The sequence below is a fragment of the Leptolyngbya sp. ST-U4 genome (assembly GCF_039962215.1).
GTDB lineage: Bacteria > Cyanobacteriota > Cyanobacteriia > Elainellales > Elainellaceae > Leptolyngbya_A.
Genome location: NZ_JAMPKZ010000001.1, coordinates 835,480 through 857,704 on the forward strand (window position 1 = coordinate 835,480; position 22,225 = coordinate 857,704).

At 51.2% G+C, this 22,225-nt stretch carries 20 protein-coding genes and 2 tRNA genes; 14 read left to right on the forward strand and 8 right to left on the reverse strand.

The window, feature by feature from the left end; all coding sequences use genetic code 11:
- The first annotated feature begins 254 nt into the window (after positions 1-254).
- The 5 genes from NDA02_RS03650 (at position 255) to NDA02_RS03670 (ending at position 6,754) form a co-directional block, all read left to right on the forward strand.
- Complete coding sequence (locus NDA02_RS03650; protein WP_190790661.1) at positions 255-1,229, forward strand: hypothetical protein; 975 nt, start codon at positions 255-257, stop codon at positions 1,227-1,229.
- 276 nt (positions 1,230-1,505) lie between these two features.
- Positions 1,506-4,040, forward strand: coding sequence for an HDIG domain-containing metalloprotein (locus tag NDA02_RS03655; RefSeq protein ID WP_190790660.1), 2,535 nt, complete (start codon positions 1,506-1,508; stop codon positions 4,038-4,040).
- Between the two features lie 29 nt (positions 4,041-4,069).
- A complete protein-coding gene (locus tag NDA02_RS03660) occupies positions 4,070-5,410 on the forward strand; it encodes a 16S rRNA (cytosine(967)-C(5))-methyltransferase (protein ID WP_190790659.1) in 1,341 nt (446 codons plus the stop codon).
- Between the two features lie 45 nt (positions 5,411-5,455).
- A complete protein-coding gene (locus NDA02_RS03665; protein ID WP_242067188.1) occupies positions 5,456-6,124 on the forward strand; it encodes a helix-turn-helix domain-containing protein in 669 nt (222 codons plus the stop codon).
- Positions 6,125-6,367: 243 nt separating this feature from the next.
- Positions 6,368-6,754, forward strand: a complete 387-nt coding sequence (locus NDA02_RS03670; RefSeq protein ID WP_190792073.1) for a hypothetical protein — start codon at positions 6,368-6,370, stop codon at positions 6,752-6,754.
- A gap of 205 nt (positions 6,755-6,959) precedes the next feature.
- Here NDA02_RS03670 and NDA02_RS03675 read toward each other — a convergent pair whose 3' ends face one another.
- Entirely contained in the window at positions 6,960-9,110 is a 2,151-nt protein-coding gene (locus tag NDA02_RS03675; protein WP_348248390.1) for a flavin-dependent dehydrogenase, read from the reverse strand.
- Positions 9,111-9,271: 161 nt separating this feature from the next.
- On the opposite strand from NDA02_RS03675, the gene NDA02_RS03680 reads away from it, so the two are divergent.
- The 6 genes from NDA02_RS03680 (at position 9,272) to NDA02_RS03705 (ending at position 12,114) form a co-directional block, all read left to right on the forward strand.
- Complete coding sequence (locus NDA02_RS03680; RefSeq protein ID WP_190790104.1) at positions 9,272-9,505, forward strand: hypothetical protein; 234 nt, start codon at positions 9,272-9,274, stop codon at positions 9,503-9,505.
- 91 nt (positions 9,506-9,596) lie between these two features.
- Positions 9,597-9,863: a DNA-directed RNA polymerase subunit omega gene (locus NDA02_RS03685; RefSeq protein WP_199296331.1), complete on the forward strand. Its 267-nt coding sequence runs from the start codon at positions 9,597-9,599 to the stop codon at positions 9,861-9,863.
- 41 nt (positions 9,864-9,904) lie between these two features.
- Positions 9,905-10,627, forward strand: coding sequence for a hypothetical protein (locus tag NDA02_RS03690; RefSeq protein ID WP_190790103.1), 723 nt, complete (start codon positions 9,905-9,907; stop codon positions 10,625-10,627).
- A gap of 22 nt (positions 10,628-10,649) precedes the next feature.
- Positions 10,650-11,015 carry a DUF1818 family protein gene (locus NDA02_RS03695; RefSeq protein ID WP_190790102.1) on the forward strand — a complete coding sequence of 122 codons (366 nt, stop codon included), beginning with the start codon at positions 10,650-10,652 and terminating at the stop codon, positions 11,013-11,015.
- 61 nt (positions 11,016-11,076) lie between these two features.
- Positions 11,077-11,150: transfer RNA gene (locus NDA02_RS03700), tRNA-Pro, on the forward strand.
- Positions 11,151-11,616: 466 nt separating this feature from the next.
- Positions 11,617-12,114, forward strand: a complete 498-nt coding sequence (locus NDA02_RS03705) for a GAF domain-containing protein (protein WP_190790101.1) — start codon at positions 11,617-11,619, stop codon at positions 12,112-12,114.
- 611 nt (positions 12,115-12,725) lie between these two features.
- On the opposite strand, the gene NDA02_RS03710 is transcribed toward NDA02_RS03705, so the two are convergent.
- The 4 genes from NDA02_RS03710 to NDA02_RS03725 all read right to left on the reverse strand — a co-directional run bounded on the left by NDA02_RS03710 (position 12,726) and on the right by NDA02_RS03725 (position 17,542).
- A complete protein-coding gene (locus NDA02_RS03710; protein WP_190790100.1) occupies positions 12,726-13,040 on the reverse strand; it encodes a carbon dioxide-concentrating mechanism protein CcmK in 315 nt (104 codons plus the stop codon).
- Between the two features lie 809 nt (positions 13,041-13,849).
- Positions 13,850-14,539 (reverse strand): hypothetical protein, encoded by a 690-nt coding sequence (locus NDA02_RS03715; protein ID WP_190790099.1) that lies wholly within the window; start codon positions 14,537-14,539, stop codon positions 13,850-13,852.
- A 162-nt stretch (positions 14,540-14,701) separates the two neighbouring features.
- A complete protein-coding gene (locus NDA02_RS03720; protein WP_190790098.1) occupies positions 14,702-15,028 on the reverse strand; it encodes a hypothetical protein in 327 nt (108 codons plus the stop codon).
- A gap of 927 nt (positions 15,029-15,955) precedes the next feature.
- Complete coding sequence (locus tag NDA02_RS03725; RefSeq protein ID WP_348254424.1) at positions 15,956-17,542, reverse strand: B12-binding domain-containing radical SAM protein; 1,587 nt, start codon at positions 17,540-17,542, stop codon at positions 15,956-15,958.
- Positions 17,543-17,953: 411 nt separating this feature from the next.
- On the opposite strand from NDA02_RS03725, the gene NDA02_RS03730 reads away from it, so the two are divergent.
- Together NDA02_RS03730 and NDA02_RS03735 are read left to right on the forward strand one after the other, a co-directional pair.
- A tRNA-Glu gene (locus tag NDA02_RS03730) sits at positions 17,954-18,026 on the forward strand.
- A 309-nt stretch (positions 18,027-18,335) separates the two neighbouring features.
- Positions 18,336-18,707 (forward strand): response regulator, encoded by a 372-nt coding sequence (locus NDA02_RS03735; RefSeq protein WP_190792034.1) that lies wholly within the window; start codon positions 18,336-18,338, stop codon positions 18,705-18,707.
- A gap of 29 nt (positions 18,708-18,736) precedes the next feature.
- Here NDA02_RS03735 and NDA02_RS03740 read toward each other — a convergent pair whose 3' ends face one another.
- From NDA02_RS03740 to fabI, 3 genes are all read right to left on the reverse strand, one after another.
- On the reverse strand, positions 18,737-19,129 hold the full coding sequence (locus NDA02_RS03740) for a RidA family protein (protein ID WP_190792035.1): 393 nt from the start codon (positions 19,127-19,129) through the stop codon (positions 18,737-18,739).
- Between the two features lie 64 nt (positions 19,130-19,193).
- Positions 19,194-19,574, reverse strand: a complete 381-nt coding sequence (locus NDA02_RS03745; protein ID WP_190792036.1) for a DUF1823 family protein — start codon at positions 19,572-19,574, stop codon at positions 19,194-19,196.
- A 335-nt stretch (positions 19,575-19,909) separates the two neighbouring features.
- A complete protein-coding gene (fabI, locus tag NDA02_RS03750; RefSeq protein WP_190792037.1) occupies positions 19,910-20,686 on the reverse strand; it encodes an enoyl-ACP reductase FabI in 777 nt (258 codons plus the stop codon).
- Between the two features lie 185 nt (positions 20,687-20,871).
- On the opposite strand from fabI, the gene NDA02_RS03755 reads away from it, so the two are divergent.
- On the forward strand, positions 20,872-22,140 hold the full coding sequence (locus NDA02_RS03755) for a family 10 glycosylhydrolase (protein ID WP_190792038.1): 1,269 nt from the start codon (positions 20,872-20,874) through the stop codon (positions 22,138-22,140).
- The last annotated feature ends 85 nt before the right edge of the window (positions 22,141-22,225 follow it).

Here is a 22,225-nt window from a genome sequence, read left to right on the forward strand (position 1 = left end):
TCAGCAGAGAGGTAAAAGGAATGAGATGCAGTCAGCTACAGAGGATTAGAAGCAGTCTGGCGGGTTGCAGTTCCCCCTACTCGAAATTGCCTCCGATCGATTGTAGGAGAGGAGAAGAGTCAGAGAGGGTTTAGCAGAAAACGGTGATCCAATTTAGACAGGAATCATTCTTATGCGATCGATCGTGTACAAAACGTTCACAATACGTTGAGCAGCAATTAGGATAGAGCGAGATTAAGAATTATACAGTTGCCATGCGGTTCTCGCTGAGAAGTCGGTTTCGCGGAGCGTTCTTAGGTGCAGCCCTGGGACAGGGGTTTGCTACGGTTGCTTCGCAGTTCTCCAAAGGGGGAATTGCCCCGGCTAATACCCATCCAGCCGATCGTGCCTCACATCAGGAACAAACCGCTCGCAATTTTCTTTCTTTCGCTCAGTTCTGCACCCCTCCTGGTGAGATCGACTCTGTCGCCGGAAATTGGGGCAGGCAGGCAGTCCAGCAAACGCGGGATATCATTAATCCGCAGCCAGTTTCTCAGCCTACTGATGATTTGTTTGATGACCCGTCGCAGCCTGCTTCAGCGATCGAGTTTTTGCCCCTGATCCTGCTTTGCCATGAGAGCCAAGAGCAGTTGCAGCATGCTCTGATGCCGCGAATCGCAAATTGTTCTCCCGCACAGCAAACCGAAGTTTGGGTGATTGCTGCAATCATGATGCTGATGCTGAAAGAAGAGTTTGTTCCCGATCAGATCATTCCCTTGTTGCTGGAAGGAAGACAGTTTCCATCGATCGAGCAAAGCCACGAACTGGTAGACCAGCTACAGCAGATTCAGTCCTGGCTCCTTGACCAGACCCCGATCGCCATGCTTCCGGCGGTTTCGCTCTCGCCCGGAGCGGCAGCCCTATACAGCGTTCTTAAAACGCCTGCCTCATTTCCGCTGGCTTTGCTGCACACACTGCGCCTCCAGCCTGATCCCGAAACAGCGGCACTGGTGGGACTGCTTGCCGGAACTCATCTCAGTGAAGCAGGTCTGCCAATCGGTTGGCGCAATGCATTCGATCGCTATCAATCCACGATGCTACAGGCTTCTTGGGACGTTTCATCGATCGCAGAGCTGTTAGAGCTGGCAGATCGACTGTGGGCAGTTTGGTCAGGAGCGTTTCAGCCGCAGCACTGGCAGTCCTTGCCCACTACAATTACGGCAGTGCCCCGGCTGGTTCGTCCTCGCTAGCCGAAACGAAGTCTTGAAACATTGCTGGAGCTAGGCGGAACAGAGCCTTCGATATACTATGAACAGTGGCTTAGGATTTACAGTCAGCTACAGTAGTTAATGCTTCGACAGGTTCTTTTGGAGAAGAAAAAGTTGTAATGCCCCGCCGGGCAAATCAACGGCGAATCAACAGGGTTATTCCATCGGGAGCAAGCAATGGCGAGCAGACCTTGAAAACGGCGCAAATTGAGCCTCTCTTTCCCATGAACTTACCCACACAGCCCCTGGGAGCAATTGATGAAACCCCTGCGATCGTTCGGTCAACAAGTGACACGATGGCGGCAAATCTTCCTCACTTTCGTCGATCGCTTCAGCGTTCGGCATCCCCATATTTACAGGCAGCTCCAGCCGATTCGAGGGCAATGGCGGCGGGTTTGGGTTTGGCTTGAGGAAACTTCCTGCTTTCGCACTCCCTTTAGCCCGCAGCAAATTCGCCGCAAGCTGCCTGCCCGAGTGAAATTTCGGCTGCCGCTCTTGCTGATTGTTGCGATCGTGCTGCTGACCAGTGCGATGGGCTACCGCTTCTATAACGAACCCGAACTTGCCGTTGGAACCGTTTCACCCCAGCTTTTGCGTGCCCCCGAGACCGTAACGGTTATAGATACTAAAACCACTGAAGCAAACCGGAAAGCGGCTCGGACGGCTGCCGTTCCTGCGCTCATGATTGATCCGTCAGTGAATCAGGAAATTTATCAGGCTTTGCAGCGGTTGATCGATCAGGGCAATGCAATTCGGCAGCAGGCAGGTGCGTTTCCCTATGTTGATCCGGGGTTTGTTTCAACGGCAACGCAGCAGTATTTGCGGCAGGGAACCGACTGGGACTGGCGATCGGCAATGGCAGCAGTAACCGGGCAAAGTGTTGCGATCGCCAGAACTGATTTGCAGCAGCCAGCTGCTCAAGAGCCACCCTCTAGCCCCAATCCCTCGCTTCAGCTTGCCATTTTGGAACTGCAAAACTACCGCCGAACCAATGGAACTGACGATTTTTCCGCGCTTCAGGAAGTGGTGACGCGGGCAAGGCAACGATATCAGGCGGCAAAAGTGTCTCTAACAGCGAACCCCGGAGATACGCCAAACGGAGTGTACGACGATCGCCTCTTGACCCTGACGGATGGAGAATGGGATGCGACGCGAAAGGCAATCCGGCTCAGCTTAGAGCGAATCTTAACCCAGGGCGTTGCGCCTGGTTTACCCGATACTCTGCTGAAAACTGCGGTTCAGCTTCAGCTTGATCCGGCACTCTCCTCCAGTTCGGCGGCACTGGCAACAAATGTGTTGGTGGCGGTAATCGAGCCGAACCTGATCCAAGACCCAGAGCAAACCAAAATCCGGGCAGAGCAGGCCGCCCGGGCAGTTCAGGATGTGGTGGTTGAAGTGCGGCAGGGAGAGGCGATCGTTGATGCGGGGGAAATGATTGCCCAAAGCGACTTTGTGCTGCTTGATCACTTTGGCATGAGCCGCAGACGCACGAACTGGGTAGGGCTTCTGGGCTTCGCCGCGCTGGTTGCCGGGGCGGTCGCTGTTTTTTTGCTGGTAGAGCATCGCTTTCACCCCGGTTTACGCCCTCCCGATGATGTGCTGATTCTGCTACTGACGCTGAGTGCGCCGATCCTGCTCGCGCTGAAGGTTCCCGGTACAAGCTTGCCTGCGATCGGCTTACTGGCGGGCAGTTTCTATGGCTCAGCGGTGGGCGCGACAATTGTGGGGCTGCTGAGTTTGCTGCTGCCGCTCGGCATGGAAATTCCCTGGACAAATCTGGTTGCTAGCGCGATCGGGGGACTGGTGGGTGCGATCGTGGCAGGGCGACTGCGAACCCGCGAAGAGTTTGCGCTCCTGGGAGGCGTGGTCGGCTTGGTGCAGGGTGGGGTGTACCTGCTGGGGAGCCTGATTTTGAGCGCGGCGGTAACTCCGGTGTGGTATGTGGTGCTGACCGGGGCAGCGATCCAAGCCCTGATGGGCGTCGCCTGGAGCGTGTTCGCGCTGGGAGTTAGCCCCTATCTGGAACATCTGTTTGATTTGATTACCCCGATCCGGCTGGCAGAGCTGGCAAACCCTAACTGCCCAATGCTGAAGCGACTTGCCTCCGATGCTCCTGGCACGTTTCAGCATACGCTGTTTGTGTCTACGCTGGCAGAAGCGGCGGCGCGTCAGTTGGGCTGCAATGTGGAGCTGGTACGGGCAGGAACGCTCTATCACGACATTGGCAAGATGCACGATCCGCTCGGCTTTATTGAAAACCAGATGGGTGGACCCAACAAGCACGACACGATCGATAACCCCTGGCTCAGCGCAGATTTGATCAAAAAGCACGTCAGCGAAGGGTTGGTCATGGCACGTAAATGCCGCTTGCCTACCGCAATTCAGGCATTTATCCCCGAACACCAGGGCACGATGGCGATCGCCTATTTCTATCACCAGGCGCAGGAACAGGCAAAGAACGACCCCACGATTACCGTGAAAGAATTGGACTTTCGCTACGATGGACCGATTCCCCAAACCCGCGAAACCGGGATCGTGATGCTGGCAGATTCCTGTGAAGCCGCGCTGCGATCGCTTAAAGATGCAAGCCCCACCGAAGCTCTCGCCATGATTAATCGAATTCTGCGATCGCGGTGGCAGGACAATCAGCTTGCCGAAAGCGGCTTAACCCGCGAGGAGCTGAGTCAGATTGCTGAAACCTTTGTGCGAGTATGGCAGCAGTTTAACCATCAGCGCATTGTGTATCCGAAAGCAGTGGTCAGTCCTCAGCCTTCGGTTGGGGCACGGGATTGAGTGTGGAAAAGCAGGAGCGCAAAAATCTCATGTTGTCTGCCCGTCAGCTTGCGTTTCTGGCACTGCGATCGGTTGAGCGGGGAGCGTTTGCCGATATTGCGCTCGATCGGGTGCTTCAGCAGGAGCTATCGTCAGTCGATCGGCGATTTGTGACCGAATTAGTGTACGGCACCGTGCGACGACAGCGAACCCTGGATGCCCTGATTGACAGTTTGGCAACTAAGAAGGCAGCGCAACAGCCTGCGGATTTGCGGCTGATCTTGCATCTAGGGCTATATCAGCTCCGCTATCTGGATCAGATTCCTGCTTCAGCCGCCGTGAATACTACCGTGGATCTGGCAAAGCAAAACGGATTTGCAGGTTTGTCTGGCTTTGTGAATGGCTTGCTGCGGCAATATCTTCGTGCCAGTCAATCTGATCCAGCAAAGCTTCCCGTGCTGCCCGACGACCCGATCGCCCATTTAGGCATTCAACATAGTTATCCCAACTGGATCGTGCAGACGTGGGCAGAGGAATTTGGCTTGGCGGAGGCGGAAAAACTCTGCGACTGGTTTAATCGATCGCCCCAAATCGACCTGCGGGTGAATCGCCTGCGATCCTCGGTGGCAGAGGTGCGAGCGGCAATGGAGGCAGCCGGAATATCAGTCGCTCCCGTTTCCCTACTTCCTGCTGCCCTTCGTCTCCCTCAAGGAGTCGGCGCAATCAGCCAGCTTCCCGGCTATACCGAAGGCTGGTGGACAGTACAAGACAGCAGTGCCCAGCTTGTGAGCGAATTGCTCGACCCGCAGCCTGGTGAAACAGTGATCGATGCTTGTGCAGCCCCCGGTGGCAAAACGACCCATCTCGCAGAACTGATGCACGATCGCGGCACTATCTGGGCGATCGATCGTTATGCCTCCCGCTTGAAAAAACTCCAGCAAAACGCTGCCCGCCTTCAGCTTCAGTCAATCCAGATCTGCACGGGAGACAGCCGGGATCAGCCTCAGTTCGGGAATCAAGCCGATCGCGTGCTGCTAGATGCTCCCTGTTCTGGATTGGGAACGCTCCACCGTCACGCCGACGCTCGCTGGCGACAAACGCCCGACACCGTCAAGGAACTCAGCCAGCTTCAAGCCGAACTGCTCCAAGCAGCCGCGAGCTGGACAAAACCGGGCGGGATGTTGGTTTACGCCACCTGTACGCTTCACCCAACCGAAAACGAGGCGATCGTAACAGCCTTTTTGCAGGAGAATTTGCACTGGGCGATCGAGCCACCCGATGCGAATTCTGCGGCAGCGGCGTTTGTGTTACCTCAGGGCTGGCTAAAAGTGCTGCCCCACCATCACAATATGGATGGTTTCTTTATGGTGCGGCTGCGGCGGCAAACCTAATAAACCCTTGCAGATTCGAGTTTTTGCTTTGCTTAAAAACGACCTATGCCCGATCGATCGCCCTCTGAAATGCCACAGCCAGATTTCGCCCTGTATGCAAACCGTCTCCGTAACCGAATGCAGCAGGTCAACCTATCCAGCTACCAGGCAGTGAGCAAAGCGGCGGGCGTATCCAAGTGGCAAATCGAACAGCTCCGGCAGGGCAAAGCGGCTGAGATGCGGCTAAACGTGCTTTGTCAAATTGCAGCTGCTCTGCAAGTTTCGCTCGATACTTTAATCCGCGAGTTTTCCGAGCTTGAGAATCTGCCGCAATCGGCTTCAGACAATCCAAATTCGGCAAATCCTGATTCAGTTCAGGCATCTAATTCGTTGCAAGCTCAGCAGCACGAACAGCTTCAGCAGGAATTTCAGCAAGCCGCCCTGCAAGCGATCGAGTCCTGGCTGATCCAGTTTCCGACGGCTGCCTATGCTGCCCAGCAAAACCCCCAGCTTTCCGCCGTCAAACTGCTGCCCTTAATGCGCCCGATCGAGCAGCTATTGCAGAACTGGGGGATTGAGTCGATCGCTCCCGTGGGAACCGAGCTCCCTTACGACCCACAGCGGCATCAGCTCATGGAAGGAACCGCTCAGCCCGGCGATCGGGTGCGCGTTCGCTATACGGGATATTGTCAGGGAGATCGGCTACTTCACCGGGCAAAAGTCAGTCCTTGCTAAGCGATCGGGCGATTGCAGCCCTTTAAGCAGCCCTTTCATCTAAGTAAAACTGGGGCAGTCTTCTGATTCTGTAATCATCAAATTGATTTTGATTTGAATTCTGAATATCCTTTTAGTCTTTTTTAAGTTAAAAAAGATTGTGGAAGGCGTATAGTTCTACCAAAAGTTGAGTTTACAAGCCCATTCGCTTGGCTTTAACTGTAACTAACCTGGTCAGCATTTATTTTTGAAGAGAAGTAATTCATGATGAAATCTCAATTCGCTCATGCACTGATCAAAAAGTTGATCCTTTCTGCTGGCGTTGTTAGCGCAATGGTTGCGGCAGGTGCAGTCATTGAAAGCCCGATCGCCCGCGCTGCCTATCCTGAGCGCACGCCGGGAACCTTTGAATGCCGCAACAGCCTCGACCCTCAGTGCGAAAACCCTGCTCGTGAGATTGAGTCAGAGGCATGGCGCGCCCGCAACAATCCCGGTCCTGATTTTGCTGAATCGCCCAGAATCACTCAGGAGCCGGAAGCAGGAAATCAGCAGTGCCGGAACAATCAGAACGTTGTGCTTTGCAGCAATCCCATTCGCTACACCGTAGAAGATCCTGAAGCTTGGTCGACCTTCTTCCCGGAGTCGCGCTAGTCGCCGCGTTGGTCGGGCTTTTCCTGAGTTAAATCAAACCTGACCAATTAAGCCTAGTCGATCAAGCCTAGCCTGTTCAAAACTGAATCAAAACGGTGGGGGCAATTACCCCAAAGGGGACTGCGGAAGAACCGACTTGCCCCCTTTTTTATGTCTTCATCTTTAGCTCAACATCTTCTCAACGCTGAGCCTGCCACAGCGAGTTCTACTGCGATCGAGCGTCCTGAATCGGCTTGCCGGTCAGAGATTGCAGGTTTGCTAGCCGCGATCGTCCCTGTCCTTTAACAAACTCGATTCTGGGATTGCCGATGCCATAGGTGAGGGCATAACTTTGAGTCAGCAGCCAGAGCCAGAGCGATGGATTCTTTGCCTCCAGCCAGGGCTGAATCGATCGCGCCAGGGAAGGAACCCAGCGCAGCAACCAGCACATCAGCGCAAACAGGGTGAAGTTGACATAGCTGCCCACCCAGCGCATTAGATCCCGTGGGCCTGCCAGTTCCCAGATCCACAGCAGCAGCGACGGATTCAGCCAGGCCGCCTTAATTGCCATCCGGTTAAAGGGAATCCAGCCCGCCCGGTCTTTGATAAAGCGATCGGCAACGGCAGGAGGTTCGCTGGCAAGAATGCCAAAAAAAGTATTGAGCATCGAGTTCACCCGCTGGGGCGCAATAAAACGATGCGTAGGAACCATCATGCCCTTTGAGAACAACCAGGTCACAGAAATGTTGCTCTGATACGCCCGGATTTGATTCAGGTGATTTGCCTTCAGCAGATTGTGACGCAGAGCCGTGTCGAGTAGATCGGTCAGGCGGGGCAAATTTCGCACCAGCGAACCGAATCCGGTAAACACCAGCGGAGACTGAAGCGAAGCCGCATCGCCGATCGTGATCAATCGATCAACGGCAATCTGGCGATCGGTTGCCGAGGTGCTGAAGTGTCCCGGAATGTAGCCAAAGGTCGCTTTTTTCCACTGAAGCTGGTTCAGGTCGCAGCGACGATACTCCGACACGATGGTAAAGAAATCTTCGTACATTTCCAGCAGCGAACCAGGATTATCAGGGTTCACCTGATGATAGTGAAACAGATAGAAAGTCAGCTCATCGCCCCGACCAGGAAACAGTTCCCAAATGAGCTGCCGCCCGCGTGAGATATCGCCGTGACTATTCAGCACATCCCCATAGCGCGAATCCCAAACCCCCGGCTCAAATCCGCCGTCGATGACCGCTCCCACGGTGGGACACACGCTGTCAAATGCCCGTCCTCCGTTAAGCTGCCAGGCGATCGGCGAAGCGGTTCCCATTGCATCCACGAGTAGCCGTCCTTCTGCCTGTTTTGCCGTCCCGGTGGGTAAATGGGTGGCTCGAACGGTTACGCCCGACGCACCGACTTCTGCCTGCAAAAATTCGGTTTCGTCCCAGATTTCACCACCCGCCGATCGCAGCTTTTCACCGCAGAGCCGCAGCAGTTTTTCGGCATCGAGCGCAACATTCAGCACGGTTGGCGTGTGCAGAACTGGAGCTTTTGCCTGCGGCGGATTGTTGGCATCGAAGAACTTGTGAAACCCGTCGATATATTCTCGGGCAATCAGTCCCTCAAACTCGGAGGCGGTAAATAACCCCAGATCAATCAGATTCTGAAACTCCGATCGCGAAATGTTCCACTCCCGGTTCATGCGTCCAAAGGGCAGCCGTTCTAACAACAGCACCCGGTAGCCGAGCCGAGCCATCACTGCTGCATGAATTACGCCCAGCGCGCCGCCAATATAAATCAGGTCATAGGCGGGTTGCTCAGGGGCAAGAGAGCTGGTTTGCTCTTGCTCCGGCTGTTTGCGAACAACAACTTGTTTGGGCTGCTGCGGCGATCGAACTCCCTCTCGCCAACGTTTTTCCCACCAGTACACACGGGTCAAGTCATACTCACCGTTAGGAATTCGCCGGAAGCATTCCACTGTCTTGGGGTAATGGGGCGCGAGGGCATCAAAAATTGACTGCTGGCTCAGATCGATCGCTGAAGGTTCAGGATAGCGATTCGGAAACGCTTGACGAATTTGTTGCGTAAGCTGCTTTAGAATCTGTCGCTCCTGACGCACAGGCTGCACCGCCCAGCGAAAGACCTTTAAATAAGTGGTGCGCTGGACTGACCAAAGAAAAATAGAAAGTTCTTCAGCCAGACCATCGGCGATCGATGCAGTTGCAGGACGCAGGCGCGTAGAATCCGCAAATACTAACCGAATGCCGTCCGGCGTAGCCACTTTTGTGATGCCTGCTTCAATCCTAGGCTGAAAGCTTTGCTGGAGCCACTGCCCGACCGATGCAAGGTCTGGGGTGGGAACTTCAAGATAAAGAATTTCTTTCATCAGGGATTTCTAAAGCTCCGATAAATTCGCTGAGAGACGAGGTAAATTTCCTGTAAAAACAGGGTTGACAACTGCCCAATCTGCGCTACACTTCCGAGTACGCTAAATGTGCCTGAAAAAGTCTCGTCATTCGCCCGATCACTGCTAGAGATCGATTTCTAATGCATTATCCCATCCCAGCCAGTTCACAAGAAATAGTTGCCCTGCGACAGCAGCCTGTTAATGAAGAATTAATTGTGGCGGCAATTGCGGGCGTGGTGCAGGTGGCTCGCTCTAAAGGGCAATCGCTGGAAGATCTCACGGCTGAAGTGCTGGCAGACGATAGCCTGCTTGATCGAGAACTGCGTCGCTGGCTCAGCGATGTTGTCACACATGCCTGGAAAACGTTACCGTAACAAGTAGTAACAACCAGTAATTGTATTTCGGCAATTTGCGATCAACATGGCTAAATTGGGAAGTAATCAACCTATGAACCGAGCTGACAGAATGAACGCTCTCACCAAACCAACCATTCGCACCACTGGAGTGGCAAAACGCTCTGCGCTTGATACCACCCAGCTGATGCGTCGAGCTGAAGATCTGGTCAATGCTGCATCAAACCGCTATCGCATTACGGTTCAAGTTGCCAACCGCGCCCAGCGTCGTCGCTTTGAGGAGTTTGACAGCCTCGACGACCCCAAAATGAAGCCTGTTATCCGGGCAATCATCGAAATGTCAGATGAGCTGACTCAGCCCGAAATTATCGGCGAATAGCCTAATTCATTCAGGGGAATCATTCAGGGGAATTTGGCAGAATGCGATCGGCAAACCGTCGTCAGCAATTTCGTTCGGGGCGATTTATCGCGCTGATCACCACGGGTTTCTTTATTGCAATCGCAATGCTGCCTATCCAGAGGGGGGTTCCGCGACAGACAGATCCCCTGCCCCGCCTTATTTTTGCCGTATCGCCTCAGGCCACTCAGGCACAGCAACAGTTTTTGCGAATTGAAGAAGCCGCTGCCCAGGTCTATGCGCTGGAACCCGATCTGCCGCTTGAAAATCAGTACGTCAACGAAGATACGGGGCGGGTGTCTGATCGCAATACGCTGCTAAGTCGCCTGATTCGCTATCACTCCTATGTCAGGGGCAGACCATTTACCTACCGCCTGGACTGGAAGCTGACCCTGGCGGATTATCTTGGCGCAAACGAAAGAGTTATCGCCTCAACTTATCCCGGTGTAGATACGTTGCGCCCCAGTCCTCACGCTGGAGACATCGCCGCCATCAATCGCCTCACCCGAAATCAGCGCGATCGGCTGGTCAATGCCCTCGTATCTGTTTATGCCGTCTATACCCCGCCTGCCGCGACTGCTGCGCCTTCGTCTGCCGAACCCCCTGCCTCGAGTGCTTCGCAGTTTCCCGAAGGGGTAATTCCTCCATCCACTAATATTCGTCCTGCCCCGCAGCCCGCTCCCCGCCCTGCTGCGCCCTCACTTCAAAGTCCTCAACCCGGCGATGCTCAGCTTTTAGCTCCATAAGAGTTCGTTCTTAAACCTGCTCATGGTACGTCAACTTAAACAGGGAACCGGATGGCGGCTCGGCTGGGATGCCGATGCACCTCAGTTTAAGGGACTTGTGGGCAGCGACGACTGGGCGATCGAGCTAACGGAAGCAGAGTTGGATGATTTTTGTCGGCTTGTGGTGCAGCTTGACCAGATGATGGGGCAGATGGGGCAGGAACTCATGGAAGAGGAGCGGATTGGTCTGGAGGTCGAAAGCGATCGCATCTGGCTGGAAGCGGAGGGATTTCCCCAGGCTTATCAGCTTCGTTTGATTGTGCTAACAGGGCGAGGCGCAGAAGGAACCTGGTCAGAGCAGGCAGTTCCGCCATTGGTTCAGGCAGTGCAAATGCTCAAGGTTTTTTAGTAGATTGCAGAATGATGACAATGAGTTATGTTATGCTGTTTAAGCACAAAACGAAGTGCATCGGGGCGTAGCGCAGCTTGGTAGCGCACTACTTTGGGGTAGTAGGGGTCGTGGGTTCAAATCCCGCCGCTCCGATCGCTTAAATCAAATCCCCACTTGAAAGCCTGCTTTTCTCACTAGAGAGGGCAGGTTTTCTACTTGGCATTGCTTGGCATTAATTAAGCATTTCTACCGCTAGATCCAATCAGATCTTGCTGAATCTGGGCAGCTAGTTTCTTGGCACGGTGCAGATTCAAGTGAGAAACGCTCTCTTGCTACTGTCCATCTAAGTTGGAGACGATCGCCCCTATGATTAACCTTGATGCTGCCGCGCTCTGCACGTTGGCGTGGTTTCTTCATGGGAGAGAAATTTTAGATATTGCTCGATGTTGCGCTGATGTTGGGCTGGGTGCGATCGGTTTATGAACTTGACTATTTAAACGAGCCAGAGTCACTATCACGCTGAAGCAAGATTCAATCAATTGAAGGATTGAAGCTGTTTCTGAAATGACGCAACATGGTTGAATCATAAAGCCCCACTGCTGCACCATTTATAACGTCCATGCTTACCACCTCTCACTTATCGTCCCATCCTACAAAAGCAATTGCTACCTTTCGTGAACTCCTTAGAGTAGGAGGTGTTCGGGCAGCGCTGCAATTCCTCAACTCAATTAGTAACCATCGCTTTACTGCCGTTTTTCGCTTTGAGGGGGATACCCTCCGCAACCTGCATCTAATTGACCGGGAGAACTCTAAGATTGAGCGTTGCCCGGACTTACCAGTAGTAGATTCCTATTGCGTCTATGTGCGAAGTGCTGCCAAGCCTTTTGTCATCAATGACTCCCTAGACGACGATCGAGTAGAGGGGCATCTGAAACAGCAAATAGTGCGGTCTTACTGCGGCGTACCGCTATTGGAAGAGAATGGAGAACTGTTTGGCACAATCTGTCACTTCGATTTCAAGCCAATTCCTTTTACAGCTGAAGAGGCATTTTTGCTAGATGAGATTACGCCATATCTTGTTAAGGCAATTCAGGAAACAGAACTCAATTTACCTTAGGAAGTAAAGAACTAGATTGGCTCTTGTTTACCTGATACAAATACAAAGCCCTCGATCACACTGATCAAGGGCTTCTCTGGAGAACGAGTTAAGTAACAGAAAACGCTTTTAATAAGCTGGGGCTGCTTGTTCAACAAATATGCTATGTACAGATAATCACAAAGTCACTTCATATTTCAATCTAACTATTGATAGAGAAAGTAGTCGAGGTACTCTATCGGTCGGACTAGGGGAATTCCCCCATCACTAGCACTTCAGCTTGGGAGACGTTAGGGCAATCAATGTTGCACTAGTCGAGGGCTTGTCTTGAAGAACGTTCCAAGTAATAAAAATGCCCCCGATGATTAGGGAGCGGTTTATTAAATCCTTTCTTGTTATGTATTGATTATTGCAATTATGCTTTACATCTCCTTCCTGCTAAAGGTAGGAAAAGCAGTCAAAATATTCATGCGATCGGCTTAGGGAGATGTCCCCGTCAGCCTTCCTCGGTGAGTAGGTGATCGCTATGAAGCTAATTGCTTCAGTCGTTAATAGTCAGTGTGCCAGTGGAAAGGGCGGAATGTCAGGTATAGCTTCGCCCCTAGCAACCTCTTTTTCTTGAAGTGGAAGTTTTACATCCCATCTCTAAACTGCGTGACTGCTTCGGTGTAGCGAATGGGCAGCACATACTCCAGGTTCTCATGGGGGCGCGCAATGATGTGAGTTGACAGCACAGAGCCGCCATTAACCCGATTGACCGACTCAATGCCCGCGGCGATCGAGGCCTGAACTTCGGAAACATTGCCCCGAACGATGACGGTGACTCGACCACTGCCGATTTTTTCGTAGCCGACTAAGGTAACCTGAGCCGCTTTCACCATGGCATCCGCCGCTTCGGTAATCGCCGGGAAACCCAGGGTTTCAATCATTCCAACAGCAATTGACATAAAGATACATCTAACCTTTTTGATAGTTTTGATGGTCGATAGACACTCAGGAATCCGTCCCTGATTCCATTTGAACGAATCTGCCTGATGGGTTGATACGGTGCCCAACCCATATTGATCAAGCGTCCTTTGTTGCCTGTTTTATAGAATGCCGTGCGTGTTAACTAAGTACGGTGGTAGTAGCTCTAAGAACCATATACCAAAGCCTTTGCACTCAATAGCGTTGCGCAGCACTATCAATAAAATTCAGGATACGGTGTCAAATAAAATCTTGATTTCTTAAAAGTGTATCTAACTATTAAGTGTACCGCTGTTTAGTCACGATATGGAACTACTCGCCGATCGAATCACGTCCGAGCTTCGGGTACTGGCTAGGCAACCAGCAGTTCGATTGGGACAAGGCTGAGTCGGAGGGTCGATCGTTGCAAAGCATTTCTGAAATGAGCCCATGTCATGCAAGCCCTCTAATCAGTGCGATCGGAAGGCTTTTTGATGGCTAATCGAGAGTCATTCGGCAGCAGACAACAGATGAAGCGGAATTACATCGCCGTTTAGCTAGTTCTCCCAATCGACGCTCACCCTTCCCCATTTCGTTGCCAGAGCCATTCAACTCCAATCTGTACGAATACGGGACGAATACGGGTGGCAAGCTCGCCCCTTGCCCGATCGCTCGATGAGTTGGCGAGCACAGAGGCGTTTGTAACAGAGCTGGACTTGCGCTTGCCCACCTTGGGTTGCTTCAGTCAGCTGCGGGGTTGTCCTCTCGCCATCTTTGAGCAGTTCATACCTCTACCTGAGATGTAAGTTTTTTACCTGCCACTCGATCGTGTACTTACAGCTCTGCCACTACAGCGGCTTCTATCAGTGGCAATGTCACTCGGCGTGTTACAGCTTCCGCCTCCTGTAGACCCGCTAAGCTCGACCGAGAGGGGGAGAGAAGTTTGGATGGGAAGCGACAACGAGGAACCGCCGTGCCCCAGAAAATCACTGCCGCCAAAAGAGTTGGTGTCAACTGAGGCAGAGCTACTGCCAGAAGAACTGCTGCCGACTGAGGAACGACCACTGCGATAGGGAAGGTCAAAGTCGATCGCAGAACTGCCAATACTGGAACCGCTTGAAACCGGACTGCTCGCGTGGGAGGCTCCGCCTGTTCTTCTGCCGCCGCTTCCTGCCCCATTTCTAATTGTGCTTGCAGCTCGCTCCCACTGCTCAGTCGAAATCCGATCGCCACAGCCGGGAATCGTGCTGAATCTTGCCCCGGTTTGGGCGTAGCGAGCCAGCAGGTCGCGATGGTCACTCATCTGCTCTCGCTGCCCTAGATTCCACTGAATTGGAGCCGCGAGAAGTCGATCGGCTGTGCTGGCTGCGTCTGCCCACTGTTGTGAGCAGTATTGCTGGTGCAACTGAGCCTGAAGCCCTTGCACATTGAGGGCTTGAGCGGAAACCGGACGTGCGGGAAGAAATAGGGCGATCGTCAGCACTGCAAGAGAGAATTTCATGGGTTTGCTTGAGAGGGAGGTTTGGTTTAAACCTTCCCGGAGCAGTGGGAGGGGTAACGATCGAGTGTCCTGAGGATGCCCCTAGTTCGCCTTTGTTTAGCAATCGAAGTCTTCCACCAACAATTCAAGATGGCGTGAGCAGCACAAAGCCCTTGACTAGTGCTACCGACGAGAAAAACAGCGATCGAACTCCTCCACCAATTCTTTGGCTTTGGCGTGATCACCCTGTCTTACCACTTCTGAAAGTTGCTTAAGCCAATCAGATTCTTCTTTGAGATGTTCAATAAAATTTTCAGCTGTTCGAACAAAAAGAGATCGTCGCTCTTTGTCCACCAGCCCAAACTTGAGCCAATCATTAAGAGCGCTGAAGGGCAAGGCTTTCGCTAGTTTGTGGAGGACTTTGCTACTAGGACTGCGTGAGGGGTCGTTGTAGAGCCGATAAACTATGTCTTGTGCTAAATTCCGTTCGTCTCCACAGAGATCAATCATCGTAAGCGGGACAGCTTATCCTTAACGACCATTTTTTTCGGCTGCTATACAAAGGCGTGCCTGAGTGTGCCAGTTACTCGGTCGCTAAAACAAGGAAAAATCAAGGATTTGCGCGATCTTTTGCCTGCCTGTTTGCAATACGTAACTAAGCAAAAAGGTAGAAATTTTGCCAGGAGCAGTTTTTATAAGTTGAAAAAGCCTTTGGACTAACGCTGGACTATTCAGTAAATTTTTGGGGCTTTGTCGATAGGTCGATCGGGTAATTGTGCCAATTGAAGCGGTAAGCAGATTAATCTTCCAGCAAATTATCAGGAAATGGGACATCTGCAAGTGGATCTAGAAACATCTAAGCAACTGTAAAAACTCTATCCTCTCTTGAGTGCCCTGACTCCTACCAGGGCATTTATTTATATTAATGGCTGGACATTACTAGCTGGACGCTATAGAGATATTCAACTTTATTATGTTGTAGCAACGATCGCTGGGTTGAGCTTCTGCCGTTTTATCACAATTTCATAGCTGCATGGGAATCTGAGAACGATATTCCATGCACCTTATGAGTTTTGCCTCATCCGATCGAGACAAGGGGGATGAGGTTTTTCAATCGCTGTGCCCTATAAAACTATGCCCCATAAAACAATAAGCCCTAGCCGATCGGTTAGGGCTTTTTCCTATATACCAGCCTAAATAGGGTGCGGCTGGCGTTTTTGATATGGGTTCATCATCCTATCTTTTGAGTTGCGGGCATAGTCGGAAAGTCCCCCATTTTTTTGGGTACAGTTACGCAGGAATAAATACTCAGTATAGATTTCCGAGAGAAGCGATCGTCAAATTAGATGAACTCGCTCACCCTGCGACTCCCTCCAAAACTGTGATAATTCAGCACCCCTAACCTTATCTGAGCCTTGTAGAAGGCTCCAGGCCAAACTATGCTGTCACAGACATCGATTCTTCTACTGCTGGCACAGGCACTGTTAGTGGATCGTAGCCTAGCTGCTGGGTAATCCGTTCTCTTGCTAAAACGCGGTACTCCCAGAAATGCTCTCCGGCAGCACATAATCCAAGATACATATTGAGAAATTGAGGCTTACTACGCAAAATCGTCCAAAGCTGTTGCCAAAATTGAGCGCGAGTCTCAGATCGCCAGATACCTTGATGCCAAATCAACTGAGCAACGAGCCGTAGACCTTTTCCTGGTGGAAAGTACATATTCTGCTGGAGCTGAGGATTAGTTCTGATGCTCAGACATTGCTGGAGACAACGCTTGAGATAGTTTTTGGGTTCATACATTGTCCAGAGCGCATCAATGTACTCATTGGCAACTTCAGCGATCGGACGGGTGGGAGTAAAATTCATCAATGAATTCTGATCTCCTACCTCAACAGCACCCAAGCCCTCTAATAATCGCTGCTCTTTTTCAAGTCGCTGCCATAGTGCGGTATTGGGTAGGGCTTGTAGAACGCCGAGCATCGGTTGAGGAATGCCGGTTTCTTCCACAAAGGCTCGAATTCGCTCACCAGCACCCGCTCGTTCCCCATCAAAGCCAATGATAAATCCGGCGTAAATGAGTAACCCAGCTTGATTAATAGTACGACAAGCTTCTACTAAGGGGTTGCGGGTGTTCTGAAGCTTGCGAGTGACTTGCAGGCTGTCTTGATCAGGGGTTTCAATGCCTAAAAAGACGCCGTAGAACCCCGCTTTAGCCATCAAATCTAACAGTTCAGCATCCTCTGCCAAATTCACAGAGGCTTCAGTAAGGAAGGTGAAGGGATAATTGCGCTCCTGCATCCAAGGAATCAATTCCCTCAGCAAGCATTTAACATTACGCTGATTACCAATAAAGTTGTCATCAACAATAAAAACAGACCCCCGCCAGCCCAGGTCGTATAGAGTTTGGAGCTCTGCAAGGGTCTGACCCGGCTCTTTCGTGCGGGGTTTGCGACCGTATAAAGTGATAATGTCACAGAATTCACAGTTGAAGGGGCAGCCACGAGAAAACTGAATCGCCATCATCAAGTAGGCATCCTGCTGGAGCAGATCGAAGCGGGGAGTTGGGCTAGTGGTGACGTCAGGCTTCTCAGTGGTGCGAAAAATTCCTTGGTCTCTGCCTTGAGCAAGGGCTTCCAAAAATTGTGGAACAGTTATCTCCCCCTCATCCAATATCAGGTAATGCGCTCCAGAAGCGAGGGCATCTTGAGGGACTGACGTTGGATAGGGACCACCCACGGCCACCTTCTTGCCCAACCGCACAGCTTTCTGAATCAAGGCGTGGAAGTCAGGCTTCTGAACCAGCATGGCAGAGAGAATAACGATCTCACACCACTCCCAATCGTCATCGGTTTCAGGTTTGACATTGCGGTCATAAAACCTAATTTCCCAATCCTCTGGCAGGAGTGCTGCGACTGTAATAATTCCTAATGGCGGAATGACTGCTTTGAGTCCAGCCAATTCCATAAATCGGTCATAAGACCAGAAAGATTGGGGAAAGCAAGGGTAGAGTAAGAGTGCCTTCATTCACGAAGTCCTCAACCTAGGATGACTTGGTTTCAATAACATATTGCACTGAACTTCCTATAGTGGGAAAAAGGTATGGATAAAAGTTAACGTTCAACTGGTTGATGTCTACCACTCGCCTCAAGCCCAAGCGGTAGTTTCGATGTTGATCAGCTTGATGCTAACGCACTATCAACAAGCAAGCTTCCAAACTCTGCCAAGTCTGTTCCTGGAACAAACTGTTTTAGATGGTTTAAGTCTCTATCGGGGAGCCTAAATTTTTCTACTGACTTCGATCGCTACTCGTACCCGTTTTCATTTACAATAGTGAAACAGATACAGAGCGGACGAATTCAGCTTTTGCTTGATTCTGCTTGGTATTCATTGGCACAGTTTATTAGCCCAGTATCACTGCGCTTTGCTGATTCTTGTGCCCCCATCGTCTAGAGGCCTAGGACACCTCCCTTTCACGGAGGCGACGGGGATTCGAATTCCCCTGGGGGTATTTCAAACAAATCTTCTGGCAGGTCTGCTGAGACTGGCAGGTTGCCTTTGCAGCTAGATCTCTCTAGATAAAGCTGAAAAAATTACGAAAGAGAGAGGTTGCCCAAGCGAAAAGTGCAGCATTTCTGGGCATACTCTGTAAAAGAGCCACCTCGATCGCTTGAGGTCAAGGCTTCAACTGAATTCTGATGAATTCCTAAGCGGGTAGACTCGTTTAACGCAAAACCAGACAAGGAATTGTAGTCAGTGCGTAGGTACGACAGCCTATCTACTGTTGCAGGACCTATCGGGGAATCTAGAGAAGGAAGCTATGAGTACGGTGTTAATCGTGGACGACAGCCAGATAGTACGAAAAATGCTGTCAGAACTGCTGCAAAATAGCGGACTTCGAGTGATTGAGGCAACAAACGGCTTTGAGGCTCAAGAAAAAATGCAGAGTGCCCTGCCCGATCTCGTCATCACCGATATTGTCATGCCCAAGATGAATGGCTATGAGCTGTGCCGCTGGATCAAAAAAGAGCCGGAGATGCAAAATATCCCCGTCTTGATCTGCTCTACCAAGGATCAGGAATTCGATCGCTATTGGGGCATGAAACAGGGAGCGGATGCCTACATTACAAAACCATTTCACCCTATAGAAATGATGAAAACCGTTAAGCAGCTTTTGCAGTCGGCTCGTTAAACCGTCCCCTTGCCGACCGGTTTACGGCTTTAAGGCTTTACGGCAATACATTCAATCTCAACTCGCACATCTTTAGGCAGCCGCGAAACTTCAACACAGGCGCGGGCAGGGGCGAGTGCCTCATCAAAATACTGGGCGTAGACAGCATTCATGGCTGCGAAATCATTCATATCTGCTAGAAAAACAGTGGTTTTCACAATATCTTGCAGCGTGGCTCCAGCCGCTTCAAGAACGCCTTTGAGATTGGCAAAAACCTGCTCAGTTTGGCGTGCGACATCTCCTTCACCGACGATCGTTCCTGTCGCAGGATCAAGCGCAATCTGCCCAGCGGCGAACACGAGCTGCCCAGCGGCAACGACTGCCTGATTGTAGGGACCAACCGGAGCAGGAGCCTGATTTGTACGAATAATTTCGCGAGTCATAGGAAAAAGGGGTCAGGAAGATCTAAGGGTCAGGAAAATCAAGGGGCCAGGAAGATCAGAAGGGTCAGAAGTGGGCAGAGGAAGCCCTCAGCCTGCGATAGCTCAGCAACCAGTTCACAATCGTTGCCCGACGGGTCTTACGGGGAACCAGCTCATTCACTTGATAGCCCGGAAAGCCGAGTTCCTCTTTGAGCAACTGCTTGTTTTCGGACGGAATCGATCGCGTCAGCTTGACCGTTGCCGGACGGCTGGCAATAAAGTCTGGTGGCTCAGGATAGGCAGAACCCCAGTCTTGCGGGACAGCCGCATGACTCCACTGGTGGCATGTCTCGTCGTAGCAATAGCCCAACGCTTGCCACACAAGCTGATTGACCGTCGAATCATCTAACTCGTCATGCAAAATTGCCCAAAGAGTGGCGTTGGTGAGCGGGGGAAGTTCTGGCATTGTGCTAACTTATTGAATTCTGAGTGGAATCGAATTCTGAGTGGAATTGTTGAGAAACCTTAACCTGGCACAGAAACGGTTTGGCCGCTTATCACTCATTACAAACCCTCAAAACGTCTCCTCATCGTGATCCCTGCATTTCGTCAGATCCGGCTATAGAGAGGACACTGAAGAAATCGGCACAAAGGTAGAGGAAACGGTCGATCGCCAGAAGCACACTGGATTTAGCGTTTAACTGTCCTTGCCCTGCAATCGAATTGTGGGGCTTTTTATTTTTTCATGAGATGAGCTGCGAGATTAATGCCATCTCCCCATTTCCTCATCTCCTCATTCCCCTACATTCCCATAATTTCATAACCCGCATCCACATAAAGAATTTGCCCAGTAATGCCGGTTGCCAGATCGCTGCACAGAAAAGCCGCTGTGTTGCCGACTTCTGCCTGAGTCACAGTGCGCCGTAGGGGAGCCACTTCCTCAACATGATGGATCATATCCAGAATGCCGCCTACGGCTGAAGAAGCCAGCGTCCGAATTGGACCTGCCGAGATACCGTTGACCCGCACGTTTTGCGAGCCCATTTCAAAGGCAAGATACCGCACGTTCATCTCAAGCGCGGCTTTGGCAATGCCCATCGTATTGTAGTTGGGAATTACGCGCACACCGCCTAGATAGGTGAGCGTTACGATGCTGCCGCCTTCGGCCATGAGAGGCTTTGCGGCACGGCTCATGCTCACCAGCGAATAGGCACTCACCTCGATCGCCTGCGCATAATCTTGCCGGGAGACGCTGCTAAAGTCCCCACTCAAAGCATCTTTGCTGGCAAAGGCAAGACAGTGAATCAAAATATCCAGCTTGCCCCACTTGTCCTTGATGGTGTCGAAGGTTTCCTGGAGCTGCACCTCATTTTGCACATCGCAGGGCAGAAACAGGCTGGGCTGCAAGGGTTCCACTAACTCTGACACTTTCTTTTCAAAGCGTCCCTTCTCGTCTGGTAGATAAGTCACGCCCAGATTCGCTCCGGCGGCATGAAGCTGCTGAGCAATCCCCCAGGCGATCGATTTATTGTTGGCAATACCCGTAACGAGGGCGTTTTTTCCGGTTAAGTTCAGCATGGGTCATCTTCTCAAAGCTTTTCTGGCGCAATTAGGATTTTGACCGAAAAGGGGACAGAGGGGAAGCGTGGAGAGGGACTGTTTGTTTTATGAGAGGGGGAGCTTTGAGGATTGTTCGTTACTGACGCGGGTTAGGGTGGGCTGGTTGATGGATTAGAAGACTGATTTTGAGAGCAGAGACAGCTATGCCAGTTTTACGAATTGTTCAAAATACTGTGTTTAAGAAAGCACCTCTGTCGGCGAATCGTCTGTCGCTGCCGAATAAATTTATGGTTACGATCGATCAATTTTTTGAGATCCGATATGCATTTCGAGTGGGCGATCATTGCTTTGTGGAATTGACTCGATCGCTGGGCACAGTTGGGAAATTAGGATATTTTCTTCTGTCGCACGTTCGGGTTGCCATTCAGGAGCTACGAGCCGTTTGGCTAACGAATGTGGATAGCAAAGTTCTTTATTCCCGCAGCAATCTTGTACAGGGTTTGCAATGGTTGAAAGAGCTAGGCTTTAATACCGTTTATCCAGTTGTTTGGAACAAAGGATTCACCCTTTATCCAAGTTCAGTCGCGCAGGATTTTTTTGGCTCTGCGGTGACTCCTGATCCGAATTTTGCGAATCGGGATATGTTAGCAGAACTGGTTGCAGAAGCAAGAATTTTGGGGCTACGGGTCATTCCCTGGTTTGAGTATGGATTGATGGCTTTGCCAGGTTCTCCGATCGCAGCGCGTTATCCCAATTTCATTACTAGCGATCAGCAAAACAATTCTATCCGCAATAGCAAAGTTTGGCTAAATCCGTGTCATCCTGAGGTGCAGCAATTCATTATTGATTTGATTACGGATGTGGCGGCTCGCTATGACGTAGATGGGGTGCAGCTTGATGACAATTTTGGCTTGCCGATCGAGTTGGGCTATGATGCGTTTTCTCAAGCTCTTTACCGTCAGGAAAATCAGAATCAATCGATGCCGATCGTCCCAAACGATTCAAGGCGACAGCAATGGTTAACCGATAAGGTTACGCTGCTGTTTCAGCGCATTTTTAGGGAAGTAAAAACTAAACGAAGCTGTCTGATGTCTCTCTCGCCCAACCCGTTAGGCTTTTCTCGCCGCAATTATTGCGTGGATTGGCGATCGTGGCAGCAGGAAGGATGGGTTGAAGAACTTGTTTTACAGGTTTACCGCAGTAATTTATCTGCTTTTTTGGGTGAAATTGATAAAGCTGAAGTGATCGATATCCGCTCTCATATTCCAACTGCAATTGGCATTCTGACCGGACTTCGTACCAGTTCTGTTCGCATGAGCCAAATTCAAGAGCAGGTGCAAACAACCCGCCAGGAACAATTTGCTGGAATTTCCTGTTTTTTCTACGAGACGCTGTTTTATGAGCAGCTATCGCCTCATAAAATTGCCCGAAATCTAGCTGATTTAAGAGTCTTATTTCCTGGCAATTCCTAAACTTTTTACACGATTGGGGGTGATACGAACCTGTGATACGAACTGGGAAAACCAGGAGTTAACCATCCGCATAGTTGCAGGCAGG